This is a genomic window from Bradyrhizobium sp. CSA112, assembly GCF_029051645.1.
Taxonomy (GTDB): Bacteria; Pseudomonadota; Alphaproteobacteria; order Rhizobiales; family Xanthobacteraceae; genus Bradyrhizobium.
Window position 1 is genome coordinate 16,884 of the sequence record NZ_JAACFS010000022.1, and the last position, 24,805, is coordinate 41,688.

The 24,805-nt window shown below is 63.6% G+C and carries 15 protein-coding genes; 4 read left to right on the plus strand and 11 right to left on the minus strand.

Translation table 11 applies throughout. The features are described from left to right. The first annotated feature begins 2 nt into the window (after positions 1-2). Positions 3-2,666, plus strand: a complete 2,664-nt coding sequence (gene ligD / locus GWE18_RS27900; RefSeq protein ID WP_275188902.1) for a DNA ligase D — start codon at positions 3-5, stop codon at positions 2,664-2,666. Positions 2,667-2,897: 231 nt separating this feature from the next. Here the strand turns inward: ligD and GWE18_RS27905 are convergent, their stop codons facing one another. Then, positions 2,898-3,062, minus strand: coding sequence for a DUF3309 family protein (locus tag GWE18_RS27905; protein ID WP_082645846.1), 165 nt, complete (start codon positions 3,060-3,062; stop codon positions 2,898-2,900). Between the two features lie 164 nt (positions 3,063-3,226). On the opposite strand from GWE18_RS27905, the gene GWE18_RS27910 reads away from it, so the two are divergent. Further along, a complete protein-coding gene (locus tag GWE18_RS27910; RefSeq protein WP_057848881.1) occupies positions 3,227-3,538 on the plus strand; it encodes a polyhydroxyalkanoic acid system family protein in 312 nt (103 codons plus the stop codon). Between the two features lie 16 nt (positions 3,539-3,554). Here the strand turns inward: GWE18_RS27910 and treY are convergent, their stop codons facing one another. From treY to treS, 5 genes are read right to left on the minus strand one after another with little or no spacing between them, the layout of a single operon-like run. Continuing rightward, positions 3,555-6,344, minus strand: coding sequence for a malto-oligosyltrehalose synthase (gene treY / locus GWE18_RS27915; RefSeq protein ID WP_275188903.1), 2,790 nt, complete (start codon positions 6,342-6,344; stop codon positions 3,555-3,557). 4 nt (positions 6,345-6,348) lie between these two features. Beyond that, positions 6,349-8,103: a malto-oligosyltrehalose trehalohydrolase gene (gene treZ, locus GWE18_RS27920; RefSeq protein ID WP_275188904.1), complete on the minus strand. Its 1,755-nt coding sequence runs from the start codon at positions 8,101-8,103 to the stop codon at positions 6,349-6,351. After that, a complete protein-coding gene (gene glgX, locus GWE18_RS27925) occupies positions 8,100-10,175 on the minus strand; it encodes a glycogen debranching protein GlgX (RefSeq protein WP_275188905.1) in 2,076 nt (691 codons plus the stop codon). Before glgX ends, treZ begins: the two co-directional genes overlap by 4 nt. Before the next feature lie 3 nt (positions 10,176-10,178). Continuing rightward, complete coding sequence (glgB, locus tag GWE18_RS27930) at positions 10,179-12,326, minus strand: 1,4-alpha-glucan branching protein GlgB (protein ID WP_275188906.1); 2,148 nt, start codon at positions 12,324-12,326, stop codon at positions 10,179-10,181. Continuing rightward, positions 12,323-15,619 (minus strand): maltose alpha-D-glucosyltransferase, encoded by a 3,297-nt coding sequence (gene treS, locus GWE18_RS27935; RefSeq protein ID WP_275188987.1) that lies wholly within the window; start codon positions 15,617-15,619, stop codon positions 12,323-12,325. Before treS ends, glgB begins: the two co-directional genes overlap by 4 nt. Before the next feature lie 299 nt (positions 15,620-15,918). Between treS and malQ the strand changes: the two genes are divergently transcribed. Both malQ and GWE18_RS27945 read left to right on the plus strand, forming a co-directional pair. Beyond that, complete coding sequence (malQ, locus tag GWE18_RS27940; RefSeq protein ID WP_275188907.1) at positions 15,919-17,868, plus strand: 4-alpha-glucanotransferase; 1,950 nt, start codon at positions 15,919-15,921, stop codon at positions 17,866-17,868. A gap of 135 nt (positions 17,869-18,003) precedes the next feature. Then, positions 18,004-19,803: a glycoside hydrolase family 15 protein gene (locus GWE18_RS27945; protein ID WP_275188908.1), complete on the plus strand. Its 1,800-nt coding sequence runs from the start codon at positions 18,004-18,006 to the stop codon at positions 19,801-19,803. A 415-nt stretch (positions 19,804-20,218) separates the two neighbouring features. Here the strand turns inward: GWE18_RS27945 and GWE18_RS27950 are convergent, their stop codons facing one another. The 5 genes from GWE18_RS27950 to gnd are packed head-to-tail and all read right to left on the minus strand — an operon-like array spanning position 20,219 to position 24,802. Beyond that, positions 20,219-21,022, minus strand: coding sequence for a Cof-type HAD-IIB family hydrolase (locus GWE18_RS27950; RefSeq protein WP_275188909.1), 804 nt, complete (start codon positions 21,020-21,022; stop codon positions 20,219-20,221). Continuing rightward, a complete protein-coding gene (locus GWE18_RS27955) occupies positions 21,019-21,507 on the minus strand; it encodes a gluconokinase (protein ID WP_275188988.1) in 489 nt (162 codons plus the stop codon). Before GWE18_RS27955 ends, GWE18_RS27950 begins: the two co-directional genes overlap by 4 nt. Before the next feature lie 22 nt (positions 21,508-21,529). Continuing rightward, positions 21,530-22,285 (minus strand): 6-phosphogluconolactonase, encoded by a 756-nt coding sequence (gene pgl, locus GWE18_RS27960; RefSeq protein WP_275188910.1) that lies wholly within the window; start codon positions 22,283-22,285, stop codon positions 21,530-21,532. 3 nt (positions 22,286-22,288) lie between these two features. After that, on the minus strand, positions 22,289-23,800 hold the full coding sequence (gene zwf, locus GWE18_RS27965) for a glucose-6-phosphate dehydrogenase (RefSeq protein WP_275188911.1): 1,512 nt from the start codon (positions 23,798-23,800) through the stop codon (positions 22,289-22,291). Between the two features lie 6 nt (positions 23,801-23,806). After that, complete coding sequence (gene gnd / locus GWE18_RS27970) at positions 23,807-24,802, minus strand: phosphogluconate dehydrogenase (NAD(+)-dependent, decarboxylating) (protein WP_275188912.1); 996 nt, start codon at positions 24,800-24,802, stop codon at positions 23,807-23,809. Positions 24,803-24,805: the final 3 nt, after the last annotated feature.

Sequence of the window (24,805 nt, forward strand, 5' to 3'; positions counted from 1 at the left end):
CCGTGGCGTTGAAAAGACTCAGCACGTACCGGAAGAAGCGCGATTTCGGCAAGACGGCGGAGCCCTCCGGCGACGTCAAGGTCGCGCCTGCCAAGCAGCGACGGTTCGTGATCCAGAAGCATGACGCAACGCGCCTGCATTACGATCTTCGGCTGGAATTCGATGGCGTCTTCAAATCCTGGGCGGTCACCAAGGGGCCTTCGCTCGATCCGCACGACAAGCGGCTGGCGGTCGAGGTCGAGGATCATCCGCTCGACTACGGCGATTTCGAAGGCACCATTCCCGAAGACCAGTATGGCGGCGGCACCGTTATGCTATGGGATCGCGGCTATTGGGAATCGGATGATCCCGAGCACGGCTTCAAGAAGGGCGACCTGAAATTCACGTTGCACGGCGACAAGCTGCATGGAAGCTGGGTCCTGGTGCGGATGCGGGGCGACCGTTATGGCGGCAAGCGCACCAATTGGCTCCTGATCAAGCACCGCGACGAATTCGCCAAAGAAGGCGAGGCCAACGACATCCTGGAAGAGGATCGCTCCGCAGCCTCGGGGCGAACCATGGCGCAGATCGCGCAAGGCAAGGGCAAGGCGCCAAAGCCGTTCATGCTGGCCAAGAGAACGCAAGCCGACGCGGTCTGGCAGTCGAACCGGGGTGACGCCGCCGAGGCGCGGGCGAACAGGAAGACGGCCGCATTGCGGGCTACCCCGGAAACGAAAACGCGGGCACCGGCGCAGATCGCGCGACCGAAGAAAGTTGCTGCCATGCCCGACTTCGTCGCGCCGCAACTCTGCACGGTGGTCGAGCGGCCGCCTGGCGGCGAGGGCTGGTGCCATGAGATTAAGTTCGACGGCTACCGCGTGCAATTGCGGGTCGAGGATGGCGATGCCGTGCTCAACACCCGCAAGGGCCTCGACTGGACCGATAAATTCAAGGCGATCGCGAAGGAAGCGACGTCGCTTTCCGATGTGCTGATCGACGGCGAAATTGTCGCGCTCGATCATAACGGTGCGCCTAATTTTTCGACATTGCAGGCGGCGTTGTCGGACGGCGACAGCGAAAGCCTGATCTTCTATGCGTTCGATCTGCTGTTCGCCGACGGCGAGGATCTTCGCGGGCTGCCGCTCGACGACCGCAAGGCGCGGCTGAAGAAGCTGTTGGAGGCGCGTAAGGGCAAGGAGAAGCAAATCCGCTATGTCGAGCATTTCGAAAGCGGCGGCGATGCTGTTTTGCAATCGGCCTGCAAGCTGGAACTGGAAGGCATCGTTTCCAAGAAGCTCGACGCACCCTATCGCTCCGGCCGTTCGGAGAGCTGGACCAAGGCGAAATGCCGGGCCGGGCACGAGGTGGTGCTGGGCGGCTGGAAAACCACCAGCGGCAAATTCCGGTCGCTGATGGCGGGCGTCTACCGCGGCGATCATCTCGCCTTTGTCGGTATCGTCGGCACCGGTTTCGGGCAGGATAAGGTCCGCCGCATCATGCCGGCGCTGAAGGCGGCGGCCTCCGACAAGAGCCCGTTCGGCGGCAAGAACGCGCCGAAGAAAACCCGCGACGTGCACTGGCTGAAACCGGAACTCGTCGCCGAGATCGAATTCGCGGGCTTCACCGCCGATGGCAATATCCGTCAGGCCGCGTTCAAGGGCCTGCGGCAGGACAAGCCGGCCAAGGAAGTGGAGGCGGAAATGCCATCCAAAGCTGACGTCGCGCAGCCCAGACCGGGCAAGGGCAAGGGAGTGGCGTCGCGCACGAAGCCTGCGACGAACAAGGCGGCCGAGGTCATGGGCGTCGGGATCTCGAAGCCCGACAAGGAGCTGTGGCCCGATGCCGGCGACGGCGAGGGCGTCACCAAGCTCGACCTTGCGCAATATTTCGAGGCCGTCGGCGAATGGATGATTGGCCACCTCAAGGGCCGGCCATGCTCGATCGTCCGCGCGCCCGATGGCATCGGCGGCGAACAATTCTTTCAGCGCCACGCCATGCAGGGTGCGTCCAACCTGTTCGAATTGGCCAAGGTTTCGGGCGACCGCAAACCCTATCTGCAGATCGACCGGATCGAGGGATTGGCGGCGGTGGCGCAGATCGGCGGACTGGAGCTGCATCCCTGGAATTGCGCGCCCGATGCCTATGATACGCCGGGACGGCTGGTGTTCGACCTCGATCCCGCGCCGGAAGTTGAATTCGCCGAAGTCATCGAAGCCGCTAAAGATATGCGCCAGCGGCTGACCGCCGTCGGCCTCGAGAGCTTTTGCAAGACCACTGGCGGCAAGGGGCTGCACGTGGTGGCGCCGCTGCTCTACGGCGCAAGGGACAAGGTCGCGTGGAAGGAGGCCAAGGCGTTCGCGCAAGGCATCTGCCAATGGATGGCGAATGATGATTCCGAGCGCTATCTGCTCAACATGTCGAAGAAGCTGCGTAGGGGAAAGATCTTCCTCGACTATCTGCGCAACGACCGGATGTCGACGGCGGTCGCGGTGTTGTCGCCGCGTGCGCGCAGAGGCGCCACTGTCTCGATGCCGTTGACCTGGGCGCAGGTGCGCGGCGATCTCGATCCGAAGAAGTACACGGTGCGCACCGTGCCCTCGCTGCTGGCCAAGACAAAGGCCTGGGCCGGCTACGACGATGCGGCGGGCTCGATCAAGCCGGCGATGAAGAAGTTGGCTTCACAATAGGTGTCATACCCCGCGCATGCGGGGTATCCAGTGCGCCGCGGCCTCTCGATTGATCACGAACGTCTCTGGAATACCGGATCACCCGCTTACGCAGGTGATGACAGTTGTACACGGTGTAAGATGACAGCTTCTAGCTTGTAGTGGGCAAAGCGAAGCGTGCCCACCATGTCGATTGCGTTAAAGGAAGGTGGGCACGCTGTCGCTTTGCTCACCCTACAATTTACGATCCGCTCAAATCTTCCCGAGTAGCAGCAGGATCAGCAGGATCACGATCACCAGGCCCAGCCCGCCGCCACCGTAATATCCGGTGCCGTAGAACGGACCGCCGCCGATGCCGCTGAACCCGCCGAGCAGGGCGATGATCAGAATGATCAGAAGGATGGTGCCGATAGACATAAACTTCTCCTCAGCCCAAAAGGGCGTTCTGTATGCTCTGCCCTTTGTGTGGATCAACAGCGGGGAGTCAGCTAGGTTCCGGTTTGCGTTGCGATAATACGCGTAGCCCTTCCTTTCGAAGCAGGTGCAATTACATCCGGTTGGACGAGAGAGGGATTTCTGCGATGACCAAACCGCTGGTGGTTTCCATCCCGCACAGCCTGGGACGCGAGGAGGCGATGCGCCGCCTGAAGACCGGGTTGTCGCGCGCCGCTTCCGGCGTGCCGGTGCTGAGCGTCGATGAGGAGCGATGGGAAGACAACCGCATGATTTTTCGCGTTCGCGCGCTAGGCCAGGCGGCCGCCGGCCATGTCGACGTCGCCGAGGATCATGTGCAGGTGGAAGTCATGCTGCCATGGCTGCTGCAGCGCTTTGCCGAAGTGGCCCAGGCTGCGATTCAGAACCGCGGCAAGCTGTTGCTGACCAAGAAGAGTTGACGCAGAACCGAAGGCGCTAGGTGCCCGCGCGTTTGCGCGCCGGCTTTACCGCGCCGGTGAATCTTGCTTTCAGCACGGCGACCGGTAGATGCGTCAGCAGGTCGGACAGGCGCAATTGCGCAGCATCGGCGTCCGCAAAGCCTTCCACTGCATAGCCGCCGACATTCAGTGCGGCGTCATAATTCTCCGGACCAGGCCAATGTCTGCCGCTGTCGGTAAACGGCGCAAACCAACGCGTGACCACGGTGATCGCGGCTTCGCGGCCGCGCCGCCGGGCGAACGCGATAAAATGGTCGCGATGCGGACCGCTCGCTTCCAGGGGCTCGTAATCACCGTTTGTGAATATGTCGGCGAGTTCGGTCCGAAGCTTGAGCAGATGCCTGGTCCAGGCCAGCTTCAGATGACCGCTCGGCCACTTCGCGACCAGCCGGTCCCAATCCGAATTCTCCGGCGCGTCGAGCCGCCCTGCGCGTTCGGCAAAATCGACCGGTCGCCGGTTATCGGGATCGACCAGTGAAAAATCCCAAAGCTCCGTGCCCTGATAGAAATCCGGCACGCCCGGCATCGTCGTCTTCAGCGTGATCTGGCTGAGCGAATTCAAGCCGCCCAGCAGCGAAAGCCGCTGCGCCAGCGTTTGCAGGGAGTTCAGGAATTCGCCCGAAAGGGAGGGATCGAGGATTTTCCTAATGAAGCTCTCTACGCCCGCCTCGTAGGCCTCGTGGGGATTGAGCCAGCTCGTTTCCTGCTTGCCCTCGCGCGCGGCCTTTAGAGCATATTCCAGCATTCGCTCCGGAAAAGAGGCATCGTTCGGCTGCCATGCTCCGAGCAGCGCTTGATACAGCATGTATTCGAACACAGCCGACGGCGCGCGCAGATCGCCATCGACCAAGAGATGCGGCGCGTTAAGCAGCTTCCATCGGGCCACTGCGCTGGTCCATTCGCCCGGAATTTCCGCCAGCGCCATGATGCGCGCACGCGCATCCTCGCCGCGCTTGGTGTCATGCGTCGCGGTCGCCGTCATGCCATGCGGCCATTCGCTGGCACGGGACCGCATCATCCCGTGGAATTCGTCGATCGAAAGCGCCTTTGCGGCCGGATCGCCGCCGACCTCGTTGAGGGCGAGCAGGCGGTGGTAGCGGTAGAACGTGGTGTCCTCGAGCGACTTCGCCATCATGGGGCCGGTGAATTGCTGCACCTTCAATGCAAACCGGCGGACGCGCGGCGCGCTGTGGTGCGCGCGGCCGGGCTTGATCAGGTCCATCGTCAGGGTGTCGCGCAGGAAATCGAAAATGCCGTCGTCGGCGGCGAACCAGTCGGCGCGCGCCCGTTCGATCGTGTTGGAGATCAACTGGCGGTCATGCGCTGATGGCCCTGACGATGTCAGGTAGGTGCGGTAGACCGGGAAATGCAGCACGTAGAGTTCGAGCGCCTGCCGCAGGCTGTCGGCGGAGTAGTCGCGAGTGGAGTAGTGTCCGCTGGCAATCCGTGCCAGCAGGCGCGTCAGCACCGTGAACTCGCTGGTCAGCAATGTCTCCAGCACGCGGCCCTTGGCTTCTCTCAGGATCGGCTCGATCTGCGGTGAACGGTTGCTGATCTGCCGCCAGATCTCGTCGAGCGGCTCCAGGCCGCGACCGTCGATCAGCACATGGGTGATTGCGTTCATCCACTCGTAGCCGGTGGTGCCATGGAGGCCGGCGAATAACGGCAGCTTTTCCTGTTCGCCAAGAATCTTCTCGACCAACACATAGAACGGCCTGTTACGGCCGCCATGCGCCTCGCGGACCAGCCGGCGCAGGCGCTGGAAATACTGGACGGGATCGCGCAGGCCATCGATGTGGTCGAGTCGCAGCCCCTGCAGCTTTTCCTCCGCAATCAACCGTTTGACTAGGCGATGGATCGCCTCGAAGGTGCCGGCGTCTTCGACGCGCAGCCCCGCCAGCGTATTGATGTCGAAGAACCGCCGGTAGTTGATATCGCTGGAAGCAAGCCGCCAGTGACCGAGCTTGTAGTGCTGGCGTTCGAGCAGATGGTGCAGCGAAAGCGTCTGAGCGGCGCGATCCGCTCCGGCGCGATAGGCTTCCAGGCCATGCAGGATGATGTCGGCAGCCCCCGTGATGCCTTTCAGTTCGGCCTTGAAGGCAGGCGCTTCCTTGCGGTTGGGGCGCCGCAACCCCTGATAACGGAGAGCCAGCTCAAGCATCGCCTTGCCGGGCGCGCTATCCTCCGCGCCCGCCTCCTTGACGATCATGCGCAGGATTTCGCCATAGCGCTCCGGCGCGATCGGCAGCCGATGCTCGAAATACCAGGCCGAAAAGCTGCCTTCGCCGGCGTCATAGCGCAGTTCGATCTCGCCATTTTCCAGCGCCTGACCGTAGGACGAGCCGATGATCGGCAGCAGCACGCCGCCGCGTGCGCGGTACGGCAACTGCTCCCAGTCGATGTCGAAGGAGGCCGCGTGAGGCGAGGCGGGGCCCCATTCCAGCACGTCGAGCCACCATGGATTATCGGCAAAATGCACGCCGACATGGTTCGGCACGAAATCCAGGATCAGCCCGAGATCGTGTTGCCGCAGCACGGCGCTCAACCGCTCGAAGCCGGCTTCGCCGCCGAGCTCCGGATTGAACTCCGCGTGGTCGGTGACGTCGTAGCCATGCGTGCTGCCCTTGCGGGCACGCATGAAGGGCGAGGCATAGAGATGCGTGATGCCGAGCGCCTTGAGGTAGGGCACCACGGAAGCAGCGGCGTCGAAATCGAAATCCGCCGACAATTGCAGGCGGTAGGTCGCGATCGGGATCGCCGGGGGCATTTTTCTATCCGATGCGCCAGAGCACCGTCCATGGCGGGACACTGTCGCCCAACTCGCTGCCCCAGATCAGGGTTCCCGCGGGGCCGCCGGGTGCATGGCTGATGGCCTGGCCCGACAGGTTGGCAACGAGACGGAGCGTGGCGCCATCGCCCATCCGCCAATGGGCCGTCAGCAAACCATCGTCTGCCACCTGCGCCTTCCCGAAGGCGGCGCCGGCCAGACGGGGGACAATCTGCTGCTTGCGAGTTCGCAGCAGCTCTCGTACGAGCGTCAGGCGCTTTCGTCCCGCGGGCGTCTCGCGTCTGTCCCAGTCGAGCACCGCAGAGTCCCTCGTCGAAGCCGCAAGCGCGTCGGGGACCTCATCGCCATATTCCGCATAGGCCCAGGCCAATTCAACGCGGCGGCCCTTGCGGACGGCGTCGGCAAGATCGCCGCCGAAGTCGCAGAAGAATGGGAAGGGGACAGTTGAGCCCCATTCCTCGCCCATGAACAGCAGGGGAATGTGAGGTGCGATCAGCAGGACCTGAAGCGCCGCCTCGATCATCCGCGCGTCGGCATTGCCTTCGAGCCGGTCGCCCAACGCGCGATTGCCGATCTGGTCGTGGTTCTGCAGGAAGTTGATGAAGGTGGTCGGCGCCAGATGGCCGCTCGGTTCGCCGCGCTTGCCGCGCCGGAACGTAGATAGCTCGCCCTGGTAGACGAAGCCGGACGACAGCGAGCGCGCGATGTCAGACCTCGGCGAGCGCTGGTAATCGCCATAATAGCCCTGCTTCTCGCCGGTCATCAGCACGCGCCAGGCGTGATGATAGTCGTCGTTCCATTGCGCGCGATACTTTCCGCGCGGCGGGTCTTCAGCGGCGTCCAGAATACTGGCGCGGTTGTCGCCGTTTTCCAGCACCAGGTGAATGTGCCGGCCGGTTTCCGCGGCGAGTTTGCCGGCGGCGGCACTGAGATCGTGCAGCAGCGACAGCCCGCCCGGCTCGACGATGCTGTTGACGGCATCGAGCCGCAAGCCATCGAAGCGATAGTTGCGCAGCCAGTGCAGCGCGTTCTCGATCGCGAAGGCACGGACTTCCTTCACGCGATAATCGATCGCGCTGCCCCACGGTGTCTGTGCTTGCGTGAAGAAGGTTGGCGCATAGCGGCCGAGATAATTTCCTTCCGGGCCGAAATGGTTGTAGACCACGTCGAGCATCACCATCAGCCCGCGCAGATGCGCCTCGTCGATCAGCGATTTGAGATCTTCGGGGCGGCCATAGGCGCTGTCGGGCGCGTACCACAACACGCCGTCATAGCCCCAGTTGCGTGAGCCGGCGAAATCCGACAGCGGCATCAATTCCAGCGCGGTGATGCCGGTCTCAACGAGATGATCGAGCCTGTCGATCATCGCGCGATAGCTGCCTTCTTTGGTGAAAGTCCCGACATGGGCTTCGACGATCACTGCTTCCTCCCACAGCCGTCCGCGCCAGTTCGTAGCACGCCATGGATAGGCCTCATGATCGATCACTTCACTCGGGCCAAAGACGTCATCGGGCTGAAACGCCGACGCCGGATCCGGCACCTCGATCTCGTCATCGATGCGGAATCTGTAGCGCGCGCCGGCTTTCACGCCGGCGATATCGGCCGTGAACCAGCCGTCCTCGCCGCGCTTCATCGCGTGAGGTCGCTCCAGCATCACCTCGACGCGTTTCGCCGCCGGCGCCCACAGCCGAAACCGCGTGCCGTAGTTTGTCAGAAACGGTCCGTGCCGGTCATTCATGCCGCGCCCGCAAAGGCAAGCACTGACCGCGGCGGCGCGCTGGTCTTGGCGCCCGGTGCGAGTTCGGTAGGACCCTGCACGGGCTCAGTCGTGTTCAGCACCTGCTGCCAGTTTTTGTACTCGGTCATCTTGGGCAATGTGAAAGCGATCTCTTCAGGCGCGGCGTTCAGGACGATAAAGATCGGCGGCTGACCTTGTTCCAACGGGCCCAGCACATAGGCGAGGAATCGCCCCTCCGGAAAATTCCAGTCGGCTTCATGCATCTCCTCGGCCGCCGGCGTCAGCCACAGCACGCCATAGGAGCCATCCTTGCGCCGTCCGGAGAGCCAGCGCTGGCAGCGGAGTTGGGCGAAGCGCCGTCGCAGCGCGGTCATGTGGCTGATGAAATCGGTGAGGTCGTCGCCCGGCTTGCCGAGATTGTCCCAATTCACCCAGCCGATCTCATTGTCCTGGCAATAGGCGTTGTTGTTGCCGTTCTGCGAATTGCCGACTTCATCGCCGGCCAGCATCAAGGGCGTCCCCTGCGCGAGGAACAGGCAGGCGAGCTGGTTCCTGCGGAGCTGCCGGCGCAGCGCAACGATAGCGGCATCAGTGGTCGGGCCCTCATGCCCGCAATTGTTGCTGTGGTTGTCGTTGGAGCCGTCGCGATTGTCCTCGCCGTTGGCCTCGTTGTGCTTCTCGTTGTAGCTGAACAGATCGGCCAGCGTGAAACCGTCATGGACGGTGATGTGATTGATGCTGGCGCGCGTTGCGCGATTGTCGTGATGGAACAGGTCGGATGAGGCGGTCATGCGGCGCGAGACCTCGCCGATCAGGCTGCCTTCGCCGCTCCAGTAGCGCCGCAACGCACTGCGATAACGGTCGTTCCATTCCGACCATTGCGACGGAAACGCGCCGACCTGATAGCCGCCCATGCCGAGGTCCCACGGCTCGGCGACCAGCTTGACCGTTGCCAGCACCGGGTCCTGCCGTACCGCGGTCAGAAACGAGGAGTTGCGGTCGAAGCCGTTCGGCCCCCGCGCCAGCGTGGTGGCGAGATCGAAGCGGAAACCGTCGACGTGGCAGACCTCGACCCAGTAGCGCAGCGAATCCATCACCATCTGCAGCACGCGTGGATGAGTGAGGTTGACCGAGCTGCCGCAGCCGGTGAAGTCGTCGTAGTAGCGCGGGTTGTCCTTGCTGAGCCAGTAGTAGGACGCGTTGTCGATACCGCGGAAACACAGTGTCGGGCCGAGATGATTGCCCTCGGCGGTGTGGTTATAGACCACGTCGAGCATCACCTCGATGCCGGCGTCGTGCAGCCGAGCCACCGTGGTGCGGAACGCGTCGAGCGCGTTGTCCTGCGCATAGCGCGGCTCCGGCGCGAAGAACGCCAGCGTGTTGTAACCCCAGTAGTTCGCAAGCTTCCGTTCCACCAGCACCCGGTCGTCGATCAGCCCGTGGATCGGCAATAATTCGATGGTGGTCACGCCGAGCCGCTTGAGATGATCGATCATCGCCGGCGAGCACAGCCCGCCATAGGTGCCACGCCAGCCCGGACCGACATCGTCGCGCTTTTGCGTCAGGCCCTTGACGTGCGCCTCGTAGATGATGGTGTCTTCCCAGGCGATGTTCGGCCGTATCTCGCGGCGGCCCCAGTTGAAGCTCTCGTCGACTACCACCGCTTTCGGCATGCCGCGGGCATTGTCGCGGCGGTCGAAGGAAAGATCCTCGCGCGCGCTGCCGGTGCGATAGCCGAAATGCGCGTCGCTCCACACCAGCCGCCCGGCGATCCGTTTGGCATAGGGATCGAGCAGCAGCTTGTTGGCATTGAAGCGGTGTCCGCGCTCGGGCGCATAGGGGCCATGGACGCGATAGCCATAGAGCTGCCCGGGCGAGACGTCGTTGAGATAGCCGTGCCAGACGTCTTCGTTGCGCTCAGGCAGCTCGATGCGCTCGAGCTCGCGGCGGCCCTGGCCGTCGAACAGGCAAAGCTCGACCTTCTCCGCATTGGCCGAAAACAACGCAAAGTTGGTGCCCCTGCCGTCCCAGCTTGCTCCGAGGCGGGCGGGGCTTCCCGCGGACAATCGCATGCGTCAGCTTTCCGGTACGAGAAAGATCGCGGCCAGTGGCGGGATGGTCAGGCTGAGCTCGGGGATGCTGCCTTCCAGCGTGTGGACTTCGCCGATATTGCCGACATTGCTGCCGCCATAATGCGCGGAATCGGAATTGAGCGCTTCCTTCCACTTGCCGCCGAACGGCACCCGCACGCGATAATTGTGGTAGACGTTCGGCGAGAAGTTCACGACCACAAGACAGCGCGCATGGGCGTCGAACCCCTTGCGTAGCCAGGCAAAGACGTTGCCGCCGGAATCATGGGTGATGACCCATTCGAATCCGGCCTGGTTGCAGTCCATCTCGTGCAGCGCCGGCACGCTGCGATAGAGCCGGTTGAGGTCGCGGATCAGGTTCTGGATGCCGGTATGCCGGTGCTGCGCCAAAAGGTGCCAGTCGAGCGAATGATCGTGATTCCATTCGCGCTCTTGGCCGAATTCGCAGCCCATGAACAACAGCTTCTTGCCGGGATGGCCGAACATGAAACTGTAATAGGCGCGCAAGTTTGCAAAGCGCTGCCATTCGTCGCCCGGCATGCGGCCGAGGATCGATCGCTTGCCGTGCACGACTTCGTCATGCGACAGCGGCAGAATGAAATTCTCCGAAAACGCGTAGTGCAGGCCGAACAGGACGTCGCCGTGATGGTGCTTCCGGTACACCGGGTCCTTGCCGACATATTTCAGCGTGTCGTGCATCCAGCCCATGTTCCATTTGAAGCCGAAGCCGAGCCCGCCATATTCGACCGGCCGCGAGACTTGCGGCCACGCGGTGGATTCCTCCGCAGCCGTGGTGGCCTCCGGAAAATGTCCGAACAGTTCGATGTTGAAGCGGCGCAGGAACTCGATGGCTTCGAGGTTTTCCCGGCCGCCAAGCCGGTTCGGAATCCACTCGCCGGCGGGCCGGCTGTAGTCGAGGTAGAGCATCGAGGCGACGGCATCGACGCGCAGGCCGTCGATGCCGTAGCGATCGAGCCAGAACAGCGCGTTGGAGACCAGGAAATTGACCACTTCGGTGCGGCCGTAATTGTAGATCAGCGTGCCCCAGTCGAGATGGCGGCCCTGCATCGGGTGGGCGTGCTCGTAGAGCGCGGTGCCGTCGAAATAGCCGAGCCCATGCGGATCGTCGGGAAAATGTCCGGGCACCCAGTCGAGCCACACGGCCAGCCCCTCGCGATGGCAGGCATCGACGAGGGCGGAAAAATCTTCCGGCGTGCCGAACCGGCTGGTCGGCGCGTACAGGCCGGTCGGCTGATAGCCCCATGAGCCGTCGAACGGATGCTCGCTGACGGGCAGAAACTCGATATGGGTAAAGCCCATATCCTTCGCATAGGCTGGAAGCTGTTCGGCGAGGTCGCGATAGGTCAGCCATTCGTTGCCGTTCTTGCGACGCCAGGAGCCGAGATGAACCTCGTAGATCGAGATCGGCGCGCCCACCGCATTGATGCCCGATGGCGCCGGTCGCGGACGCGGGATTCTGCTTTCGTCGACCACGATCGAGGCCGTTGAGGGCCGGATCTCCGCGGCAAAGGCCACCGGATCGGATTTCAGCGGCAGATGCCGCCCGTCGGAGCCGGTGATGTCGAACTTGTAGCGGTCGCCGGCGCGGGCGTGGGGCACGAACAGTTCCCAATAGCCGACGCCGCGCACCCGCATCGGATGCCGCCGGGCATTCCAGAAATTGAAATCGCCGACCACGCTGACCGCCTTGGCGTTCGGCGCCAGCACCACGAACGCCACGCCGTCGACGCCATCGAGCGTCATCGGATGTGCGCCGAGCTTGTCGTAGATCCGCCGGTGGGTGCCTTCGCCCAGGAGATAGAGGTCGAAGTCGCCGAGCACGGGCGGAAAGCGGTAGGGGTCGTCGAGATCGACGACGTTCTCGCCGAAGCGGGCGCGGAGCTGGTAGCGTTTCGATCCGTTCGGCAGCGCGCCTGCAAACAGCCCGGCATCGTGAATGCGCTCAAGCGGCGCCGTCTCGCCTTGCTCGCCGATCGCCTCCACGTTGGACGCTTCGGGGATGAAAGCGCGCACCACGCTGCGGCCGCCTTCGCTGTGCAAGCCGAGGTAATGAAACGGATCGGAATGCTTGCCTTCGATGATGGCATAGGCCTCGGCGGGTAGCTTGGTCATGAGGCCTCGATGGATGGTTGCGACAACACTCGGATGATTCCGGTCAGCGGCACGCGCAGCCATTCCGGCCGGAATGACAGTTCGTGCTCGATCTCGTTCAAGGCCTTCTCAATCAGGAAGAAGGTCAGCAGGCCGCCTGCCGCTTTCGGATCGGCCGGCCACAGCCGCTGATCGGTCATGGCCTCGTGGTAGGCGGCGAGAAATGCGACTGTCGCCCGGTCGCGCCACTCGCCAAGCGCCGCGCCGAGCTTGCCGTGCTCATCGTGGGCCACTTTGAGCGCGCGCTCAAGGGCCGCGGTTGCCGAATAATCGATCGAGCGGATCAGGCTGGCAATGTCGCGCGCCGCGGGCGCCTTGCGCCGGCGTTCGGCGATACTGCGCCGCGGCGCGCCTTCGAAGTCGACGATGAAGATGTCGTCCTTGACGATCAGCAACTGACTGAGATCGAGATCGCCATGGCAGCGGATGTTGGCGACATCGGCCTCGCGCAAGAGCAGCGTTTCCAGCCAGTCCGGCAGGGCTGCCTGCAACGCCAGCACCTGGTCGGCCAGCGCGCGGTCGGCTTCCTTTAGCGTATCCCGCCGCTGCCGGAGCGCATCGAAAACACGCCCGGCGCAGAGCATCAAATCGTCGATCCAGCCCTGCACGTCGTCGCGGCCGGTCGGCTCCGGCGCGAATTCGGCAAGCTCGCTGTTGCTGGCGAGCGCTGCATGAAGTTCGGCTACGCGGCGCCCAGCTTGCGAAATGTAACGCAGATAGGGGATCTCTTCTTCGCGCTCGCCGGGATGGATGCTCGCTGCCAGCAGGCGCTGCTCCTCGACGAAGCGGTCGAGATACGCCGCACTCACGGTCCAGAGGTCGCCCTGATTGGCGACGAAGGCGTGAACGACGCCGACCGCGCTCTTCTCGTTACCCTCGACCAGCTCGACGCTGCCGAGCAGCGCCGGCGTGTTGGCAAAGTTGGCGACATCGGTGAGGAAGCGCCCTATCTCGATCTCGGGATTGAGGCCGGGCTGCAGAGTCCGGTAGATCTTGACGACGCAATCGTTATCCACGAGTGCGGTGCTGCGGGGCAGCTCGGAATCGACGGTGCGGATGTGCTCGGGCGGCCGGATCGGCTTGTCGCCGAAGCGGCCGGTCGGCCGGAATTCAAGCCGCAAGCCCTGTTCGCTCTCGTCGACCGTCAGCGATTGCTGCAGATTGCGCAACAGCAGTGAGATGAAGATCTGGTCGGTGGCGACGTCTAGCAGGGTTCCTTCGCGCGCGCCCTGGCGAACGGCGGCCAGCGCATGCGGATTGTAGCGCTCGCGGTCGAAGCGTACCCATTCGATCTGCATCGGCAGCACGTAGCGCGTCGTGATGCCCCGTTCGGTGGTTTCAAAGAAGGCGAGCCACGGCCGGTTGTCGCCGATGTCACAGAACGGGATCGCCGACGTCAGGGTCGGCTTTATCGCCTTGGCCGACCGTTCCGGATACCAGCGGCTGCGCGCCAGATGTCCCGGAAGCACGTCGCGCTCGAACACGCCGCGTTCGCGCGCTAGCGACACCCAGGTCGCGTTCAGCGGCACCACCAGCGTTTCGAACTCGGGCACCGCGCGCTGCGGCGGCGGCGCCGATTTGTCGCGTTCCTGCAGCTCGAACCAGTAGAAGCCATAAGGCGCGAGGGTAATCATGTAGGGCAATTCGCCGATCGCCGGGAAGCGGGTGCGGCCAAGCATTTCCAGCGGGATACGGTCCTTGAAGGCGGAAAGGTCGAGTTCGGTCGCCTGCGCCGACCGCGACAGGTTGGCGACGCACAAAATGACCTCGCCCTGATATTGGCGCACATAGCACAGCACCGAGCGGTTTTCCGGGCGGATGAACGTCATGGTGCCGCGGCCGAAGGCGATCGTCGATTTGCGGACCGCGATCAGCCGCTTGGTGGCCGAGAGCAGCGAGGAGAGGCTGCGCGACTGCGCCTCGACATTGACGGCTTCATAGCCGTAGACGGGGTCCATGATGGTCGGCGCGTAGAGCCGCGCCGGGTCGGCGCGGGAGAAGCCGCCATTGCGGTCCGGCGTCCACTGCATCGGGGTACGGACGCCGTTGCGGTCGCCGAGATAGATATTGTCGCCCATGCCGATCTCGTCGCCGTAATAGATGATCGGCGTGCCCGGGAATGAGAACAAGAGCGAGTTCATCAGCTCTATCTTGCGCCGGTCATTGTCCATCAGCGGCGCGAGCCGCCGGCGGATGCCGACGTTGATGCGCGCCCGGGGATCGTTGGCGTAGGTCGACCACAGGTAATCGCGCTCGACGTCGGTGACCATTTCCAGCGTCAGCTCGTCGTGATTGCGCAGGAACAGCGCCCACTGGCAGTTGGGCGGAACGTCCGGCGTCTGGCGCAGGATGTCGGTGATCGGAAAGCGGTCTTCCTGCGCGATCGCCATGTAGATGCGCGGCATCAGCGGGAAGTGATAGGCCATGTGGCATTCGTCGCCGCGGCCGAAATATTCCTGCACGTCTTCCGGCCATTGATTGGCTTCGGCCAGCAGCACCTTGCCCTTGGCGTAGGCATCGAGCTCGGAGCGCAGCCGTTTGATGATGGCGTGCGTCTCGGGCAGATTCTCGTTGTTGGTGCCGTCGCGCTCGCAAAGATAGGGGATCGCGTCGAGGCGGAAGCCGTCGACCCCAGTGTCGAGCCAGCGCTTCATCACCTGCACCAGCGCGCTCACCACGCGCGGATTGTCGAAATTGAGGTCCGGCTGGTGCGAGAAGAAGCGGTGCCAGTAGAACTGGCCGGCCTCCGGGTCCCAGGTCCAGTTCGATTTCTCGGTATCGGTGAAGATGATTCGCGTGCCCAGATATTTCTGGTCGGTATCGCTCCAGACATACCAGTTGCGCGCGCTGGAATTCGGGTCCGAGCGCCGGGCGCGTTTGAACCAGTCGTGCTGGTCGGATGTGTGGTTGACGACGAGTTCGGTGATGACCCGCAGGCCGCGCTTCTTGGCTTCCTGGATGAAGCGCCTGAAATCCTTCATCGTCCCGAAATCGGGGTTGATGTCGCCGTAATCGGCGATGTCGTAGCCGTCGTCGCGGCCGGGGGAGGGGTAAAACGGCAACAGCCACAGCGTGGTGACGCCGAGATCCTGCAGATATCCCAGCTTCTCGGTCAGCCCGGCGAAGTCTCCGATGCCATCATTGTTGCTGTCGGCGAACGCCTTGACGTGGAGCTGATAGATGATGGCATCCTTATACCAGAGCTCGTCGGTGACGGCGTCGGCGGCGGGCGCCTCCTTGGTATCGAGCAACAGGCTGCTGCCCTTATCCAGCGGATAGGCGCCACCGATATCGATAGGAAGGGAGACGCCGGGGTTGGAGCTCTCGGCGGTTTGCGCTTTTTTGTTCACGGTGATGCCATTGCCATGGAAATGACGCTCCCGTTTCGTTTGCAGAAAGGGAGACGTTCCGGACGAAGATAGAAACCGCTCGGCTGGCTTTGGTTCCATTGGAACCGTTGCTGGACCCGGGCGTTACACACCGTCTATCTCCTTCCCGTAATTGGACAATTTCGCGACATCGGTTTGATGTTTGCGTGCAAAGTACGTGCCGAATGGACCTTTTTGCTCAAGCCAAAGCCCTGGGAATTCAGACCGAATTCCTGGATGGCCAGGGTCACCGCCGTGTGACGGATGCCGCCGCGCTCAAAATTATCCTGGATGCGCTGCCGCCGCAGGCCCCGGGACCGCTGGTCGGACACCCCGTGGTGGTTCGCGCCGGGCGGCCGTCGCGAACCGAGCTCCCGGCTACGGCCAAGCTTCCGGTGGTGTGGAAAATCGTTGCGGGGGCGGGCGTTATCGCCACAGGCGAGAGCTCGGATCACGCCATCGACTGGCCCAGGGACCTTCCGCTTGGCGTCTACCGCCTGCAGGTGAGCGACGCCGCGACTGCCGAGGACGTGCCGCTGATCTCGGCGCCGGAAAGGGCGTTTGGCGGCGAATTCGACCGCTGCTGGCTGCTTGCGGTCCAGCTTTACGGCGTCCGTTCCGCGCGCAACTGGGGCATGGGCGATTTCACTGACCTCGCCAGCCTGATCGAACTCGCCGATCATCTCGGCGCCGATGGCGTCGGCCTCAATCCGCTGCATGCCCTGTTCGACGATCGCCCGGGCGATTGCAGTCCCTATTCGCCGAACAGCCGGCTGTTTCTCAACCCGCTCTATATCGACGTCGAAAAGCTCCCCGAATTTCAGCCCGATTCCGAAACAAGCGAGGCGCTGGCGTCGCTGCGGGCAGGCGATGTCGTCGATTACGTCGGCGTCGCCGGTCTGAAGTGGCGGGCGCTCCGCAGGGCCTTTGCTGCCTTCAAGGCCAACGCCAAGCCGGACCGCCAACTGGGTTTTGACAAATTCCGCGCCGAGCGCGGCACCTTGCTGTCGCACTTTGCCTGCTTCGAGGTGCTGCGGCACAAATTCGGCAAACCGTGGTGGGAATGGCCGGTAGAGTGGCGGCAGCCGGACGATGCCAGGTGCGCGGCATTGCGCCAGGGCGAGGACGCCGGCGAGATCGAGTTCGTCGAATTCGTGCAATGGACCGCCGACCGGCAGTTGGGGGCGGCGGCCGATCTGGCGAAGAAGCTCGGCATGAAGGTCGGGCTCTATCTCGACGTCGCGGTCGGGGTGCAGGCCGATGGCTTCGATGCCTGGAACGAGCAGGTGGCGATCTCCCGCCATCTCGGCGTCGGAGCGCCGCCCGATCCGCTCAACACTGCCGGCCAGACCTGGGGCCTCGCCGGGTTCAACGCCGTTGGGCTTGAGCTTGAATCCTTTGCGCCGTACCGCGACATGCTGCGCGCCGCGATGCGCCACGCCGGCGCCATCCGTCTCGATCACGTGCTCGGACTGAAGCGGCTCTATCTGGTGCCGCAAGGCTTCAGCGCCCGCGACGGCGTCTATGTCCAGATGCCGTTCGAGGCGTTGCTGGCGGCGACCGCGCAGGAAAGCGTTGCCAATCGCTGCGTCGTGATCGGCGAGGACCTCGGCACCGTGCCGGAAGGCTTTCGCGACCAGATTGCCGATTGGGGCATCTGGTCGTATCTCGTGATGATGTTCGAGCGCGACGATGCCGGCTCGTTCCGCAACATCGATCATTACCTGACGAATGCGCTCGTCACCTTCAATACCCACGATCTCTCGACCTATGCCGGCTGGCGCTCGTTCGGCGATCTCAAGCTGAAGCGATCGCTCGGGATCGATCCCGGCGAGAGCGACGATGCGCGCTGGCATGCGCTGGCGATGCTGGACGAGGTGCTGCGCCATCACACTATCGATCGCAACGATCTCTATTCGGTGGCGAATTTCCTGGCGCGCACCAAGTCGCGCCTGCTCGCGGTCTCGCTGGAAGATCTGCTCGGGGTGGTGGATCAGCCCAACATTCCGGGCACCGTCGACGAGCATCCGAACTGGCGGCGACGGCTTCCGGTGCCGATCGAGGAAATGATATCCACGGTCGACGTCGCCGCGCTCAAGGCGGCAACCCACGAGCGATCGCGCGCCGCGCTCTGATACACATGATCCGGTGGTTGCCGGTTTTCCCGCGGGATAAACGCGAAACGTTTGTCCGGAGATCGTGCTCAAGGATGAAGGTAGAGCGGGATGACAGTTCGAGGAATTGCCATCCCGCTCCAATGGTGAAGCATCTTGCCGTGCCGTATCGAAGATTATGGGCTGATCGGCGATTGTGAGACCGCGGCGCTGGTCGGCCGGAACGGTTCGATTGACTGGCTGTGCTGGCCGGCCTTCGATTCCGACGCCTGCTTTGCCGCGCTTCTCGGCACCGAAAGGCACGGCCGCTGGCTGATCGCGCCGGCTGAGGAAATAACCGTCACTTCGCGCCGCTATTGGGACGATACCCTGATCCTTCAGACCCGGTTCGAGACGGCCGGCGGCGCGGTTGACCTGATCGATTTCATGCCGCCGCGCGGCAACGCCTCCGACGTGGTGCGGCTGGTGCGCGGCGTTCGCGGCCGGGTCAAGATGCACATGCAACTGGTGATCCGCTTCGGCTTTGGCATCGATACTCCCTGGGTCAAGAGAAACGAGGACGGTTCGGCGCTGCTCGCGATCTGCGGGCAGGACATGACGGTGTTGCGGACGCCGGTTGAGACCCGCGGCGAGGACCTGACGACGGTTGCCGATTTCGAGGTCGGCGAAGGCGACACCATTCCTTTCGTGCTCACCTACAGCCCTTCGCATCTGCCCGTGCCCAAGCCGATCGACCCTTCATATGCGTTGAAGGATACCGAAGCGTTCTGGACCGAATGGTGCAGCCGTTGCACCTATCGGGGCGAGTACCGCGACCTCGTCATGCGCTCGCTGATCACGCTGAAGGCGCAGACCTATGCTCCGACCGGCGGCATCGTCGCCGCGCCAACGACCTCGCTGCCGGAGAAGCTCGGCGGCGCCAGAAACTGGGACTATCGCTTCTGCTGGCTGCGCGACGCCACCTTCACGCTGCTGGCGCTGATGAATTCGGGCTATACCGGGGAAGCGTTCGCCTGGCACCAATGGCTGTTGCGGGCGGCGGCGGGCTCGCCGGCCAACATGCAGATCATGTACGGCATCATGGGCCAGCGGCGACTCCTGGAATGGGAGGCCGCATGGCTGCCCGGCTACGAAGGCGCAAGGCCGGTGCGGATCGGCAACGCTGCGCACGCGCAATTGCAGCTCGACGTCTACGGCGAATTGATTGACGCCTTTCATCAGTGGCGCACCGCCAAGCTCGAATTGGATGAAACCAGTTGGTCGCTGGAATGCGCCGTGCTGCAGCACCTTGCCGAACGATGGGACCAGCCGGATCACGGCATTTGGGAGCGCCGCAGCGCGGGCAGGCACTATGTTTCGTCGAAAGTGATGACCTGGGTCGCGTTCGACCGCGGCATCAAGAGCGCCGAGACGTTCGGCCTCAAGGCGCCGCTCGAGAAATGGCGCGTGCTGCGCGACGCCATTCACCTCGACGTCTGCGCAAAAGGCTTCAACTCCGAGCTGAACGCCTTCGTCGAAGCTTACGGCTCGAAAATGCTCGATGCCAGCATCCTGCTGCTGCCGTCGGTGGGGTTTCTGCCGCCGGAAGACCCGCGCGTCCGCGGCACGCTTGCAGCGGTCGAACGGCATCTGATGCGCGACGGCTTTGTGCTCCGGCATGATCCCCGCGAGGTGGAGAAGCAGCCTGCCGAAGGCGCGTTCCTGGCGTGTACGCTCTGGCTCGCCGACGCCTATGTGCTGGCGGGCGAGCTTGGCAAGGCGCAAGAGCTGTTCGCCCGTGTCGTTGCGATCGCCAACGACCTTGGCCTCCTGGCCGAGGAGTACGACACGGCCGCCGGCCGCCAGACCGGCAATTTCCCGCAGGCGCTGACGCACATCGCGCTGATCAACACCGCGCATAATCTCAGCGCGGCAGAGAAACCGACCGAGAAGCCGGCGATGCAGCGGTCGAAATAGCTAGCTCTCCGTCATTCCGGATTCGTGCTTCGCACGCCTCGAAATGACGGCCCATCGTCGTCCCTGCGAACGCAGGGACCCATAGCCACCGGCGCTTGCGATATTGAAGAAAGCCGTCGACCTGCGCACCCAATAATTTCCGCCGCGGAGTATGGGTCCCTGCGTTCGCAGGGACGACGGGAGAATGCCCGACGAGGCCGGGCACAAACTTGCGCCTCGACGAGTCGCGCGAGCCGGCGCCCGTTTCGCCGCGGCAGGCCCGGGCTGGGTGAACCTGCCTTCATGGGAGGAGACGGCGGTCGGGCACCGGCTCGTGCTTGCCGATCGTGCCGAGCGACAGAAACGGATTCGCGGCGCGAAGGCTTTGAGAATCTCTCGATTTATCCTTCACGCGGGCTTGATACGCCGGCTCGGCCTATCCGAACTGCAGCACCGTCTCGATCGCGCGCGCAAATCCATCGCGCTCGTTGCTGTCGGTCACATGCGTCGCACGCTGCTTGATGCTGTCGGCGGCATTTCCCATCGCAAACGAAACGCCGCTTCGGGCAAACATCGGCAGATCGTTCTCCATGTCGCCGATGGTCGCCACCGCTTCGGCCGAAATGCCGAGTTGCCTGGTCATGGCGTCCACGAAGGTGCCCTTGTCGTGACCGGGCGGCGTGACGTCGAGATAATAGGTCTGCGAGCGGACCGCGGTCGCCTCCCTGCCAACGGCTTCCCTCATCGCCGCCTCACAGCGCTGCAACAGCGCCGCGTCCGAACTGGCGCCCACGATCTTGCAGGTCTCTGCGAGATGCGGCGTGAAATCGTCGATGATGGTCGGATCGGCCTTGATCGCGCGCTTTTCGTGCGGGACGTACTCGCCGTCGGGATTGCGCGTGTACCAGCGATCGTTCGTGAACAGCCAGATATCGACACCGAACGCATTGAGCACGTCGAGGCTGCGCTGCGCTACGCTCGGTCCGATCAAATGCTGCACGATCGGCTTGAGCCCGGCGTCGACGATCGAGCTGCCGTTGAAGGAGCCGAGGGGAAGCGTGATCGCAAGCGGTTCGATCAGAAAACCCATGCCGATGGTCGGCCGGCTGGAAACGATGGTGAAGCCGATGCCGGCCGCATGTAGCTTGCGCACGGCTGCCTTCGCGCCGTCGGTCAGGATCTTGTCTTTCGTCAACAGGGTGCCGTCGACGTCGGAAACAACAAGCGCAATACGGGTCATTGGGGAACCAGGTTCAATTGGCTGACGATGTCATCTACGATCGCCTCAACCGGCGCATCGATCGATACAATGATCGGCCGCTCGTTCGTGCCCGGCCGCTCCAGCGTCCCGAACTGGCTGGCGAGCAAGCCAGGCGGCATGAAATGGCCCTTGCGCGCCGCAAGGCGAGCCGCGATCAGATCCTGCATGCCGTCGAGAAAAACGATCCTGACATCGTCGCGGCCGTGCACGAGGACGTCACGATAGGCGCGTTTCAGCGCCGAGCAGGCGATCACGACGTGCGCGCCGGATGTGCAGACGCGGTCGATCTCGTCGGCAATCGCCTGCAGCCATGGCCAGCGGTCCTCGTCGGCGAGCGGATGGCCGGCGCTCATCTTCGCAACGTTGGCCGGCGGGTGAAACCTGTCGCCGTCCTCGTAGCGCCAGCCGAGGCGTCCAGCGAGATGATCGGCGATGGTGCTCTTGCCCGAGCCGGAAACGCCCATCACCACCAGCGCACAAGGAGTCCTATTGCCCACCAAAATCCCCCGGAAGCGCTTCCCGGTCGATCAGCCAGATCGTCTCGCCGGAGGACTGCGCGCGGTTGGCGGGCAGGTTCTCGCCTGCGAACAGGCGCGTCAAGATCGCCCGCTTGTCCCGGCCGGAGACCTCGAACAGCATTTCGTGGCAGGAGGCGAGGGTGGGCAGCGTGAGGGTAATCCGCGGGACGAACGGCACGACATTCGCCCGCGGCACGCCGACGACCCAGCGCGCATTCTCGTCGAGCGCGGGATCGCCGGGAAACAGCGAGGCCGTATGGCCGTCGGGACCGACGCCCATCAGCACGAGGTCGAACAGGGGCCTCGCTTGGTCGAGCGTGTCTGCCCCGTAAAACGACTGCAATTCCCGTTCGTAGAGCGCGGCGCCCCGGTCGGGATCGGCGGGGTCGGCGGTCGCGGTCGGAATCGGATGGATGTTCGCTGTCGGCGCGCATTGTTTGAGGAAAATCGTTTGCGCCATGCCCATGTTGTTGAGCGGATCATCCGCCGGCACGAAGCGTTCGTCGCCGATGAACCAGTGCACGCGCTCCCAGGGAATCCGGCTCCGATAGGCCTCGGTTGCGAGCAGTTGATAGAGCTGCTTTGGGCTCGATCCGCCGGTCAGGCAGATCGCCACGCGGCCGCTGTTGGCGGCCGTTCTGGCCAGCAAATGTTCGGCGGCGGTCGCCGCCAGCGCCGCCCGATCGGTGACTGCAATCACATGACGATTGTCGTTCGATGTCATTGCTCACCCCAGCTTTCGCCAGCTTCGGCCGTCGCGGGTCAGCAGTTCGTTCGCTTCCCCCGGGCCTTCGCTGCCGGCCGTGTAGGTCTTCAAGCCGTCGGCTCCCGCCTTCCTCCAGGCATCGATAAACGGTTGCACCGCCTTCCAGCCGGCCTCGACGCTGTCGGCGCGCTGGAACAGGATATTGTCGCCGATCATGCAGTCATAGATCAAGGTCTCGTAGCCGGTCGAGGGCTCCGCCTTGAAATAATCCTTGTAGCGAAACTTCATCTCGACGCCGTCGATCAGGATCGAGGGGCCGGGCACCTTGGTGTTGAACTGCAGCGCGATGCCCTCGTTGGGCGCGACGCCGATCACGAGGTAGTTCTGCGCCAGCCGTTCCACCGGCGTGCAGTTGAACATCGCGAACGGCGCCTGCTTGAACTTGATCGCGACTTCCGTGCGCTTGACGCCGAGCGCCTTGCCGGTGCGCAGGTAAAAGGGAACGCCGGCCCAGCGCCAGTTATCGATGATCAGCTTCAGCGCCACATAGGTTTCGGTCGTGCTGCCGGGTGCGACGTCTTCGATGTTGCGGTAGTCCGCGATTTCGGTATTTCCGATCCGGCCAGCCAGATACTGGCCGCGCACCGAATTGCGCAACGCCTCAGTCTCGCTCTGGGCCTGGATCGCGGCAAGCACGTCGGCCTTTTCCGTGCGCACCGAATGCGCGTCGAATCGGATCGGCGGCTCCATCGCGACCAGCGATAAAAGCTGGAACAGGTGGTTCGGCACCATGTCGCGCAGCGCGCCGGTCTGGTCGTAGAAGCTGCCGCGGTGGCCGACGCCGAGCTGTTCGTTGACGGTGATTTGTACGTGGTCGATGTGGTTGCGGTTCCAGATCGGCTCGAACATTCCGTTGGCGAAGCGCAGCACCAGAATGTTCTGCACCGTCTCCTTGCCGAGATAGTGATCGATCCGGTAGATCTCGTGCTCGTCGACGAGTTTAAGCAATTCGCCGTTCAACGCCTTTGCGGAGGCGAGATCGGTGCCGAACGGTTTTTCCACCACCAGCCGCCGCCACGCGCTGTTCTCGGCGAGCATGCCGGTGCGGCCAAGCTCGCGGCTGATCGGCAGAAATGCGTTGGGCGGGGTCGCCAGATAGAACAGCCGGTTGCCACCGGTGTTTCGCGCAGCTTCCAGTTCGCCGAGCTGCTTGCTCATTGCATCGAACGATGCTGGACGCTTTGGGTCGGCCTCGATGCAGGTGACGCATTCGAGCAGGCGCCGCGCGACCTTATCGTCCACCGGGCGGGTCGCAAACTGACGCAGGCCTTTCATCAGATTATCGCGAAGCGCGTCGCTCGCCATCCCTTCGCGCGTGATACCGACCACGCAGAATTTGTCCGGCAACAGATCGGCCGCCGCGAGGTTATAGAGGGCAGGGATGACCAGGCGGTGCGCGAGATCGCCGGTCACGCCGAAAATGACGAAGGAGCAGGGATCGGGTTTCTTCTGTGCTGTTTGACCGACCGCCATGGCTGCTCAGGCCTTCGTGTCAGGTTTTTTCGGCGGCTCCTTGTGGCCGCCGAAGCCGGCCCGCATCGCGGACAGGATCTTTTCCGCAAAGGTGTGATCCTTGCGCGAACGGAAGCGTGCGTAGAGCGCCGCCGTCAGCACTTCCGCCGGCACGGCTTCGTCGATCGCGGCGTTGACGGTCCAGCGGCCTTCGCCGGAATCCTCCACAAAGCCGGAGTAATTATCGAGCGTCTGGTTCTCGGCGAGCGCGGATGCGGTGAGGTCGAGCAGCCAGGACGGGATCACGCTGCCGCGCCGCCACACCTCGGCGATGTCGGCGATATTGAACTCGAAGCGATGTTGTGGCGGCAGCGCTTCGATGTTGGCATTCTTCAGGATGTCAAACCCTTCGGCATAGGCCTGCATCAGGCCGTACTCGATGCCGTTGTGGATCATCTTGACGAAGTGCCCGGCGCCGGACGGGCCGGCGTGGATGTAGCCCTGCTCAACGCGCAGGTCGCGGCCTTCACGTCCCGGCGTGCGCGGGATATCGCCAACGCCCGGAGCCAGTGTCTTGAAGATGGGATCGAGCCGGTCGACCACCGCCTTGTCGCCGCCGATCATCATGCAATAGCCGCGCTCGATGCCCCAGACGCCGCCGCTGGTGCCGACATCGAGATAGTGCAGGCCTTTTGCTTTCAACGCCGCCCCGCGGCGGACGTCGTCCTGCCAGAACGTATTGCCGCCATCGATGATGACGTCGCCGGCTTGCATCAGCTTTGCCAGCGCCTCGATGGTCGCCTCGGTAATCGGGCCGGCCGGCAGCATCACCCAGGCGGTACGCGGCTTTTCGAGTTTCGCCACGAAATCTTCCAGCGAATTCGCAGCCGTCGCGCCTTCCGCCGCAAGCGTGGCGACCGCCTTGGCGTCCCTGTCATAGACCACGGCGGTGTGGCCGTTCCTCATCAGCCGGCGGACGATGTTGCCGCCCATCCGGCCGAGGCCGATCATGCCGAGTTGCATAGC